Here is an 8910-nt window from a genome sequence, read left to right as displayed (position 1 = left end):
CGGTCGACCGCGACGGCTTCATCACCATTCGCGGGCGGGCAAAACGCTTCGCCAAGATCGCCGGCGAGATGGTGTCGCTGGGCGCGGTCGAGATGCTGGTGCAGTCGCTGTGGCCGGAAGAGCACCACGCCGCGGTGGCAGTGCCTGACAAGCGGCGCGGCGAGCGAATCGTGCTGGTCACCACCGCCGGCGACGCCAGCGCCGAGGAGCTGCGCCAGTTCGGCAAGAAGGCAGGCGCGGCCGAACTGATGGTGCCAGGCGACATCGTCAAGGTGGAAGAAATCCCGGTGCTGGGTTCCGGCAAGACGGATTATGTGTCGGCGCGCAAGCTGGCGATCGACAGGTTGGGGCTGAGCGCGGCAGCGTAATCTCCCCCCTTGAGGGGGAGATGGGGGTCGTCTCACATAGAGCGCCGGCGCCTTTGCGGAAGTGAAGAGGTTAGCGCTTCAAGCGCAGCGACCCCCTCTGTCGCCTTCGGCGACATCTCCCCCTCAAGGGGGGAGATCATCCGCTACCCGATATCCGAAGGCGGCACCTTCTCGCCTTCGCGCATAGCCCGCTTCGAATAGGCGCGCACCGAAAACGGCAGGAAGAGGAGATAGCCGGCGACCGAGGCCGTCAGCGTGTACCAGGGATAGGCCATCAACAGCAGGATGTAGAGCACGACGCCCAGGATGACCGGCAGCACCTTGTCGCCTGGCACCTTGACGCTCTTACCCGAATAGACCGGCAGCCGGCTGACCAGCAGGAAGGCGACCAGGACAGTGAAGCCGGTGGCGATGAAGGCCGCCGGTCGGCTGGGTTCGAGCCCGAGCCGCAGGAAATAGAGATAGAGCGGCAGCATGCCAAGACCCGCGCCCGCCGGCGCCGGCACGCCGACGAAATATTCGCTCTGCCAGGCCGGCTGGTCGGCGTCGTCAGCCAGCACGTTGAAGCGGGCAAGCCGCATGCCGCAGGCGATGGTGAACAGAAGCGCCGCGATCCAGCCCGGCGAACCGGCGCGGTCGAGCAGGAAGGCATAGAGCACCAGTGCCGGCGCGACGCCAAAATTGACGATGTCGGCCAGCGAATCCATCTGCGCGCCGAACTTGGAGGTCGCCTTCAGCATGCGCGCCAGGCGGCCGTCTATGCCGTCGAGGAAAGCGGCGAGCAGCACCATGACGACGGCCGGCTCGAAACGGTCCTCGAAGGCGAAGCGGATGCCGGAGAGGCCGGCGCAGATGGCGAGCACGGTGACCAGATTGGGCAGCACCATGCGCATCGGGATCTCGCGGATGCGCGGACCGCCGCTGGCGTGAGCCTCGAACTTCTTGAAGGGCGCGCCCACCGCTCAGGAAATCCTGACCAGCGGGGCGACGGCCGCGCCGCCGAACTCCGCAACCACCGTCTCGCCGCCCACCGCCGTCTGGCCGACGGCGACGCGCGGCACGGCGTTCAACGGCAGGAAGACGTCGACGCGCGAACCGAAGCGGATCAGCCCGAAACGCTCGCCGATGCCGATCGAGCCGCCGGCCTCTGCCCAGCAGACGATGCGGCGCGCCACCAGGCCGGCTATCTGTACGGCCGCGATCGTGCCGTTGGGGCTGTCGATGACCAGCCCGTTGCGTTCGTTCTCGGAGCTTGCCTTGTCGAGCTCGGCATTGAGGAATTTGCCTGGACGATGCTCGATCCGCGTGATCTTGCCGCGCACCGGGGCGCGGTTGATGTGGCAGGAAAAGACATTCATGAACACCGAGATGCGGGTCATCTCGGTGGGGCCCAGGCCAAGCTCTCGCGGCGGCACGGCAGGGCCGACGGCCGAGATCACGCCGTCCGCCGGGCTCACCACCAGCCGGTCGTCGACCGGCGTGACGCGCTCGGGATCGCGATAGAAATAGACGCACCAGGCGGTGAGGATGAGCCCGATCCAGAACAGGATCGATGAGAAATAACCGAGGAAAAGCGTTGCCGCGCCGAAAGCGGCGATGAAGGGATAGCCCTCGCGATGGATCGGAACGAACGTATTCTTGACCGAATCGAGAAGCGTCATAGGGCTGGAGGCGGTCCCTGTTTCAGGTTCCGGCCTCAATAGCCGAAAGCCCCCCTCCCCGCAACGCAACAATGGGGAGGTCTATTCCCCGATGCCAAGCATTGTTGATGCCGGCGGGACTTTTAGCATCCGCTGTCGGAAAGCAGCCCCCTCGCCCGTCCTTGGCAGGACAGCCCAACCAGGGAGCCAGCCATGCCGTCGCCGAAATCCGCCACCAGGAAAGCAAAGATCATCACCGAAGGCCTCGCCTTCGGCGAGTCGCCACGCTGGCATGAGGGGCGGCTCTGGCTCTGCAACTGGGGCACCGGCGAAATCGTCGCCGTGGAAGAGGACGGCACGAGCGAGGTCATGCTAACCGTGCCGGCCGTCCTGCCGTATTCGATCGACTGGCTGCCGGACGGGCTGCTCCTGGTGGTTTCCGGTCGGGAAGGCCTGCTGCTCAGGCAGGAGGCGGACGGGGCGCTCGTCACGCATGCCGATCTCCGGGGACTGTCGAAAAACCCCTGGAACGAAATCGTCGTCGACGGGCGCGGCAACATCTATGTCAATGGTGGCGGGCCGGCGCCGGCGCCGGGCGAGCATTTCGGACCGGGCACCATCGTGCTGATCACGTCGGACGAGACTGTGCGGCAAGTGGCCGAGGACATCGCCTTCGCCAATGGCATGGCGGTGACGCCGGACAACCGTACGCTCATCGTCGCCGAATCCCACGCCAACCGGCTCACCGCTTTCGATATCGCGGCCGATGGCGGCCTTTCCAACCGCCGCGTCTGGGCGGATCTCGGCAACGACTATCCCGACGGTATCTGCCTCGATGCCGAGGGCTGTGTCTGGTATGCCGACGTGCCGAACCGGCACTGCGTCAGGGTGCGCGAGGGCGGGGCGAAAATCGATAGGGTCGAGGTCGATCGGGGCTGCTTTGCCTGCATGCTGGGCGGTGCCGACGGCAGGACGCTGTTCATCGCCGCCGCCGAATGGCGCGGCTTCGAGAACATGGTCAGCGACGCCCGCACCGGCCAAGTGCTTGGCGTCGCCGTGTCTTCCCCCGGCGCGGGCTGGCCGTCCTACACCTCCGGTACGCGCTGATAGTTGGCTATGTCGGCCTTGACGCCGAGGCGGGCGATCGTTTCCTGCGGGCTGAAGGCGATGCGCTCATGCGCGGCCCTGACGATCGGCACCACCTTGTCGACCGCCGCCTGGCTTTCCCATTCGACCATGGTGACGATGTTGAATTCGCCCGGGCCGGAGAACTGCTCGAGCAGGAAATCCTGCACGAAGCCTTCCTGCTGGCGCAGCAGTTCGTGCGTCATGAGGACCTTGCTCAGGATTTCGTCGCGCGCTTCCGCCGGGACGACGAACTTGTCGACCCGGAAGACGCTGCCATTGCGTTGATTCTCATTGCTCATTTCGATCTGTCTCCGTTCTTGGAAGGCTTGCTTCGCAGGGGCTCGGAGACGGTTTGCAAGCTCAAGCTAAGTTGAGGTCAAGGGGAATTTTTTGCGCCTGTGATCTTCCCCCTCGAGGGGGAGATGGCCGCGAAGCGGTCAGAGGGGGTCGGTTCGACTGGGCTCGGCCTGCTGCTTCGGATGGAGGTTGGCGCTTCACGCGCGGCGACCCCCTCTGTCGCCTTCGGCGACATCTCCCCCTCAAGAGGGGAGATCGGCGCGGCGCTAGCTCACCTCCGACGTCCTCCGCCGCACGATCACACCCAGCTCGTCGCTCTCGCGGGCGATTCGCAGCCGCTCCTCGGCTTCGGTCGCTTCGCGCTGGCGGTCCCACATCGAGGCGTAGAGGCCGTGCTTGGCGAGCAGCGCGGCATGGGTGCCTCGCTCGGCGATCTGGCCGTCCTTGAGCACGATGATCTCGTCGGCCGAGATCACCGTCGACAGCCGGTGCGCGATGACGATGGTGGTGCGGCCCTTGCTGACGAGGTCGAGCGCCGCCTGGATCTCCTGCTCGGTCTGGGTGTCCAGGGCCGAGGTCGCCTCGTCGAGCATCAGGATCGGCGGCGCCTTGAGGATGGTGCGGGCGATCGCGACGCGCTGCTTCTCGCCGCCCGACAGCTTCAGCCCGCGCTCGCCGACCATCGAGCGGTAGCCCTCGGGCAGCTTGGCGATGAATGGGCCGATCTGGGCGAGCTCGGCCGCCTTGCGCACCTCCTCCTCGCCGGCGCCGACGCGGCCGTAGCGAATGTTGTAGGCGATGGTGTCGTTGAACAGCACCGTATCCTGCGGCACCATGCCGAGCACGGCGCGCAGGCTCTCCTGCGTCACGTCGCGGATGTCCTGGCCGTCGATCAGCACCTGGCCGCCCTGCACGTCGTAGAAGCGGAACAGCAGCCTGGAGATGGTCGACTTGCCGGCGCCGGAGGGGCCGACGATGGCGACGGTCTTGCCGGCCGGCACCTCGAAGGAGACGCCCTTCAGTATCTTGCGGTTGGGATCGTAGGAGAAATGAACGTCGCGGAACTCGACCTTGCCGGCGCCGACCTTCAGCGGCTTTGCATCCGGCTTGTCGACGATCTCCTGGGGCACGTCGAGCAGGTCGAACATGTGCTCGATATCGGTCAACCCCTGGCGGATTTCGCGATAAATGAAGCCGATGAAGTTGAGCGGCACCGATAGCTGCATCAGCATGGCGTTGATGAAGACGAAATCGCCGACCGACTGCGTCCCCGCCTGCACCTCAAGCGCCGACATGCACATGACGATGACGGTGCCGAGGCCGAAGATGAAGCCCTGGCCGAAATTCAGCCAACCGAGCGAGGTCCAGGTTTTCGTCGCGGCGATCTCGTAGCGGGCCATCGAGCGGTCGAAGCGCTCGGCCTCCATGCGCTCGTTGGTGAAATATTTGACCGTCTCGAAGTTGAGCAGCGAGTCGATTGCCTTGGTGTTGGCGTCGGTGTCGCTGTCGTTCATGTCGCGGCGGATCGAGATGCGCCAGTCGCTCGCCTTGACCGTGAACCAGACATAGATCCACACGGTCACCGCCACCACGCCCACGTATTTCCAGCCATAGGTGTAGGCGAAGATGCCGGCGGTCAGCGCGAATTCGAGGATGGTCGGCGCCGTGTTCAGCATGATGAAGCGCACGATCGTCTCGATGCCCTTGGTGCCGCGTTCGATGATGCGCGACAGGCCGCCGGTGCGGCGCTCGAGATGGAAGCGCAACGAGAGCTGGTGCATGTGGACGAAGGTGCGGAAGGCAAGCTGGCGCACCGCATACTGGCCGACGCGGGCAAACAGCGCGTCGCGCAACTGGTTGAAGCCGAGCTGCACCAGCCTCAGCACGTTGTAGGCGACGACCAGCATCACCGGCGCGAGCATGAAGGCGGGCAGCGGCGGCGGCGTCTTCGAGCCGTGAGCCAGCGCATCGGTCGCCCATTTGAAGAAATAGGGGCCGGCGACCAGCGTCAGCTTGGCGACGACCAGCAGCAGCGTCGCCCAAGTGACGCGGGCCCTTAGGTCGGCGCGGTCGGCCGGCCACATATAGGGCCACAGGTTGCGCAAGGTCGCGAGAGTGCCGGCTTCGGCGGATACGGTCTTTTCGGCCACTTTTCTTAGCCTTTTGGGTGAGAGGGTCAGCGGCTGGGTGAGCAGGCGTTGACGAGTTCACGAAGCGAGGCGGAGACGCCGGCGAGCGCCGCATGGTCGACCGCGTAGCGCGAGCGCTGACGGTCGGGCTCGAAGCGGACCAGCCCAGCCTCGACCAGGATTTTCAGATGTTGCGAAACCGTCGACTGGGCGAGATCGAGATGGTCGACCACTTCGCGGCATGAGCAACAGCGGCTGGCGGAGAGGTGCTTCAGGATCTCGATGCGTGCCGGATGCGAGAGTGCGGCAAACGTCGCGGCGACGGCGCGGCTGTCGGGGGCGTGGGGTTCGGATGGGGATTCGATCATCGTCCATCGGCGATAGACGATGAAGGATGAGAGGGCAAGCTAGGCTGGTGGGTAGCACCGGTAATTTCCCCCTTGAGGGGGGAGATGTCGCCGAAGGCGACAGAGGGGGTCGTCTCACATAGATCGCCGAGGTCGTCGCAGGGGATGCCGGCGCTCGACGCGCGAGGAGCCCCTCTGGTCGCCGGCCATCTCCCCCTCGAGGGGGGAGATTACGCGCTCGTGCGCCGGCGCTCCCTACTCCGTCTTCGGCGGCGTGGTCATCTGGTCGCCCATCGCCTTCATGTCGGCCGGCTCGCCTTCCTTCGACTTGCCGGGCACCTTGAAGACCTGGCCGGGCCAGATGCGGTCGGGGTCGCGGATCTGGTCCTGGTTGGCGAGATAGATGGTCGAGAAGCGAGTGCCATGGCCGTAGACGCGGCGCGAGATGCGCCAGAGCGTGTCGTTGCGGCGGATGATGACGGAACCGTCGGCATGCTCGAGCTTCGGTGCCACGGTTTCGGCAACGCCGGCTGACGGCGTCGCTTCCGCGGCCTTGGCCGGAGCCTCGGCGGCTGCCTTCGGCGCTGCCTTCTTCACTGCTGCGGGTTTCGCGGCAGCTTTCGGTGCCGCTTTCTTTGCCGGCGCTTTCGCCGCCGGCGCCTTGGTTGTCGTCTTTGCCATGCGATGCCCCTTGCGTTTTGCCGATGGTCGTGAGTGACCCGGCGTGCTCATGCATATCTGACTCGCGACTGTCTAGCCAGCGAAGCAACACAATGATTTTTAGTTATTGAATTTTGGTTACACAAGACGCCCTGACAAGGGTAACGACGCAAAAAACGACAACGAATCTTTGTCTGTCGAAGTGAAACTGCGTCTCCGAGAATTCCCGACGCTCTCTATCGCCCGATCATCCGGACGTGTCGACGCTGCCCAGAGAGCAGAATGTGAGCGCATTGCTCATAATGAAGAGGAAGCGGCTCGGCGGCGGTTTCATCTTGTCCAGCGGAAAGATCTACAGGTCAAGTCGAAGCAAAACCGTACCGGAGTAGCGGCAAAGCTTGCCGGCTGGGAAGTGAGCTTATTGCTCGCATTCCAGCAACTGTCGGATCATGCGTCGAGCGGCTCTGGCTTGCCGTGCAGGCGACGCGACGGCTCGGCCCGGTGCAGATGGACGGCATAGGTATCCCAAGGCGGCGAGACCTCGATCTGCGCCCAGCATGCGGCCGATCTCGCCGCGATGATAGCCGCCATGCAGGACGACATGGGTCAGCATCTCCTGCCTAGTCATGCAGCCCTTGTCGCCGTCGGTGAAGGTGAAGGCGACCGGCTGCGCAAGTCGTTGCTTAGAAACGGTTTCGATATAGTCGAGATACCAGCGGTCGCTTTCCGCCATGGCGGCGCGCAGCTCAGCCGGCTCCAGCGTTTCTTCGGTGTTGTCGCTCGCATAGCCGTGGTCAGCGCCGGTGACACGCGCCGCAAAGATCCGCGACACGACATGGATAGGGTTCATCAGCCTCAGCGCGGCGAGGCGTTTCATCTCGTTGTCGTGCGGATCGAGACCGGCGAGCTTCTCCAAGAGCTCGTCATTGGCCCAGGCCTGGTAGACAAGCAGGCTCTTCAGCAACGTCCTGGCACTCATCCGCCCGCGCCCCATTTGCGTTGGAGTCAAATGTGAGTAAGCTGTTTATATTCTCGGGAGAGCCGGCCAGGATGTCTACTCGCATTGCGAAATCCGCTCCGCGCATGCGCAAGGAACCGCGCCAGGCGCGCTCGGTCGCCACCGTCGAGGCGATAATTGAAGCAGGTGCTCGCGTTCTGAGCGAGATCGGCTGGGCGGGCTTCAGCACCAACAAGGTGGCCGAAGCGGCCGGCGTGAGCATCGGCTCGCTCTATCAGTATTTCCCCGACAAGCTCGCGCTGGTCGACGCCATCCGGCGCCGCCACTTCGATCACGTGCTGTCGGTCATCCGCGAAGCCGCGGCCGAGGAGAAGCCGCTGAGGCAGTTCGCGCGCGAGCTGGTGCGCGGCATGATCGCGGCGCACAGCATCCATCCGACGCTGCATCAGGTGCTGCTCGACGAGGCGCCGGGCGACCGCGGCTCGCGCGCCGCGCATGCCTCGTTCCAGGCCCGCTATCTCGAGCACTATGCATCGGCGGTCGCGCAATACCGCCGGCGCAAGAAGGATACCGAGACGATGGCGCGGGTGCTCTCCTCCGCCGTCGAGGGCGTCATCCACAACGCGGCGCGCCGTAACATGCTCGATGCGCCGGAACTGCAGAAGCAGCTCAGCGAGTTGATCTGCGCCTATCTGTCCGGCCAGGGCGCGCGAGCGTGACGATGGCGAGAGCCAGCGGCCGACGCCGTCACGGCCGATAGCCGAGACAGATCGCGCCGAGCGCGACGACGGCGCAAGCGCCGACACGTCGGGGGGTCAACGCCTCGCCGAGGAAGAGCCGGCCGATGAAGACCGCGAAGACGACGCTGGTTTCGCGGATGGCGGTGATCGGCCCGGCCGGTCCCAGCGCGAAGGCGGCCACCACCGCGCCATAGGCCAGAAGCGCGAACAGGCCACCGCCCAGGGCCTTCCAGGTCTCGGGCGCGTGCGGGTCGACGGCGAGCCGGCCGCGTAAGCCGACGAAGGTCGCGAACAGCAGGGCGCCGTAGATCAAAAGTACCCAGGCGGTGTAGGCGCCGCTGTCACCGGCGGCCCGCACACCGATCGCATCGACGGTCGCGTAAGCTGCGATGATCGCGCCGGTGGCGAGCGCGTGGAGGATGGATGTCACCGAGGCCCTGCCTCGCCCGAGCGACAGCCCCATGATGCCGCAGGCGACCAGCGCGATGCCGACGAGCTCCGGCGCGGTGAGGCGCTGGCCGGCCAACGCGAAGCCGCCGAGCGCGACCAGCAGCGGCACGCTGCCGCGCACGATCGGATAGACCTGCCCCAGTTCGCCATAGCGGTAGGCGGCGACCAGGAATACGCTGTAGCCGGTCTGAAG

General features: G+C 65.4%; 9 protein-coding genes and 2 pseudogenes. 3 read left to right on the top strand and 8 right to left on the bottom strand.

Annotation, left to right across the window (positions count from 1 at the left end):
- Positions 1–368: pseudogene (locus tag EOA38_RS19510) on the top strand (2-acyl-glycerophospho-ethanolamine acyltransferase); the annotation flags it as partial.
- Between the two features lie 143 nt (positions 369–511).
- Here the strand turns inward: EOA38_RS19510 and EOA38_RS19505 are convergent.
- Positions 512–1255: a phosphatidylcholine/phosphatidylserine synthase gene (locus tag EOA38_RS19505; RefSeq protein ID WP_245480879.1), complete on the bottom strand. Its 744-nt coding sequence runs from the start codon at positions 1253–1255 to the stop codon at positions 512–514.
- Positions 1256–1330: 75 nt separating this feature from the next.
- On the bottom strand, positions 1331–2068 hold the full coding sequence (locus EOA38_RS19500) for a phosphatidylserine decarboxylase (RefSeq protein WP_281059633.1): 738 nt from the start codon (positions 2066–2068) through the stop codon (positions 1331–1333).
- Between the two features lie 153 nt (positions 2069–2221).
- Here EOA38_RS19500 and EOA38_RS19495 point away from each other — a divergent pair, with 153 nt between their 5' ends.
- On the top strand, positions 2222–3115 hold the full coding sequence (locus tag EOA38_RS19495; protein WP_126094885.1) for an SMP-30/gluconolactonase/LRE family protein: 894 nt from the start codon (positions 2222–2224) through the stop codon (positions 3113–3115).
- On the opposite strand, the gene EOA38_RS19490 is transcribed toward EOA38_RS19495, so the two are convergent.
- From EOA38_RS19490 to EOA38_RS19470, 5 genes and pseudogenes are all read right to left on the bottom strand, one after another.
- Complete coding sequence (locus EOA38_RS19490; RefSeq protein WP_126094886.1) at positions 3094–3435, bottom strand: antibiotic biosynthesis monooxygenase; 342 nt, start codon at positions 3433–3435, stop codon at positions 3094–3096. The genes EOA38_RS19495 and EOA38_RS19490 overlap by 22 nt on opposite strands.
- 264 nt (positions 3436–3699) lie before the next feature.
- Positions 3700–5583, bottom strand: a complete 1884-nt coding sequence (locus tag EOA38_RS19485; RefSeq protein WP_126094887.1) for an ABC transporter ATP-binding protein/permease — start codon at positions 5581–5583, stop codon at positions 3700–3702.
- A gap of 26 nt (positions 5584–5609) precedes the next feature.
- The gene (locus EOA38_RS19480; RefSeq protein ID WP_126094888.1) at positions 5610–5930 is read right to left on the bottom strand and encodes a metalloregulator ArsR/SmtB family transcription factor; all 321 of its coding nucleotides are present in this window, start codon (positions 5928–5930) and stop codon (positions 5610–5612) included.
- 234 nt (positions 5931–6164) lie between these two features.
- Positions 6165–6527, bottom strand: a pseudogene (locus EOA38_RS19475) (LysM peptidoglycan-binding domain-containing protein); the annotation flags it as partial.
- Positions 6528–6987: 460 nt separating this feature from the next.
- On the bottom strand, positions 6988–7548 hold the full coding sequence (locus EOA38_RS19470) for a DinB family protein (protein WP_348627529.1): 561 nt from the start codon (positions 7546–7548) through the stop codon (positions 6988–6990).
- 104 nt (positions 7549–7652) lie between these two features.
- Between EOA38_RS19470 and EOA38_RS19465 the strand changes: the two genes are divergently transcribed.
- The gene (locus tag EOA38_RS19465) at positions 7653–8246 is read left to right on the top strand and encodes a TetR/AcrR family transcriptional regulator (protein WP_126095984.1); all 594 of its coding nucleotides are present in this window, start codon (positions 7653–7655) and stop codon (positions 8244–8246) included.
- Positions 8247–8274: 28 nt separating this feature from the next.
- On the opposite strand, the gene EOA38_RS19460 is transcribed toward EOA38_RS19465, so the two are convergent.
- On the bottom strand, positions 8275–8910 hold a 636-nt coding region (locus tag EOA38_RS19460), incomplete at its 5' end, for a DMT family transporter (protein WP_127299987.1).

It is taken from the genome of Mesorhizobium sp. M1E.F.Ca.ET.041.01.1.1 (genome assembly GCF_003997355.1).
GTDB lineage: Bacteria > Pseudomonadota > Alphaproteobacteria > Rhizobiales > Rhizobiaceae > Mesorhizobium.
Note: the sequence above shows the minus strand (reverse complement) of the source record. Positions and strands in the feature narration are given on the sequence as shown.

Coding starts and splice junctions, on each gene's coding strand:
- EOA38_RS19505 (WP_245480879.1), bottom strand. CDS start 1,255: ATGGTGCTGCCCAATCTGGTCACCGTGCTCGCCATCTGCGCCGGCCTC.
- EOA38_RS19495 (WP_126094885.1), top strand. CDS start 2,222: ATGCCGTCGCCGAAATCCGCCACCAGGAAAGCAAAGATCATCACCGAA.
- EOA38_RS19490 (WP_126094886.1), bottom strand. CDS start 3,435: ATGAGCAATGAGAATCAACGCAATGGCAGCGTCTTCCGGGTCGACAAG.
- EOA38_RS19480 (WP_126094888.1), bottom strand. CDS start 5,930: ATGATCGAATCCCCATCCGAACCCCACGCCCCCGACAGCCGCGCCGTC.
- EOA38_RS19470 (WP_348627529.1), bottom strand. CDS start 7,548: ATGAGTGCCAGGACGTTGCTGAAGAGCCTGCTTGTCTACCAGGCCTGG.
- EOA38_RS19465 (WP_126095984.1), top strand. CDS start 7,653: ATGCGCAAGGAACCGCGCCAGGCGCGCTCGGTCGCCACCGTCGAGGCG.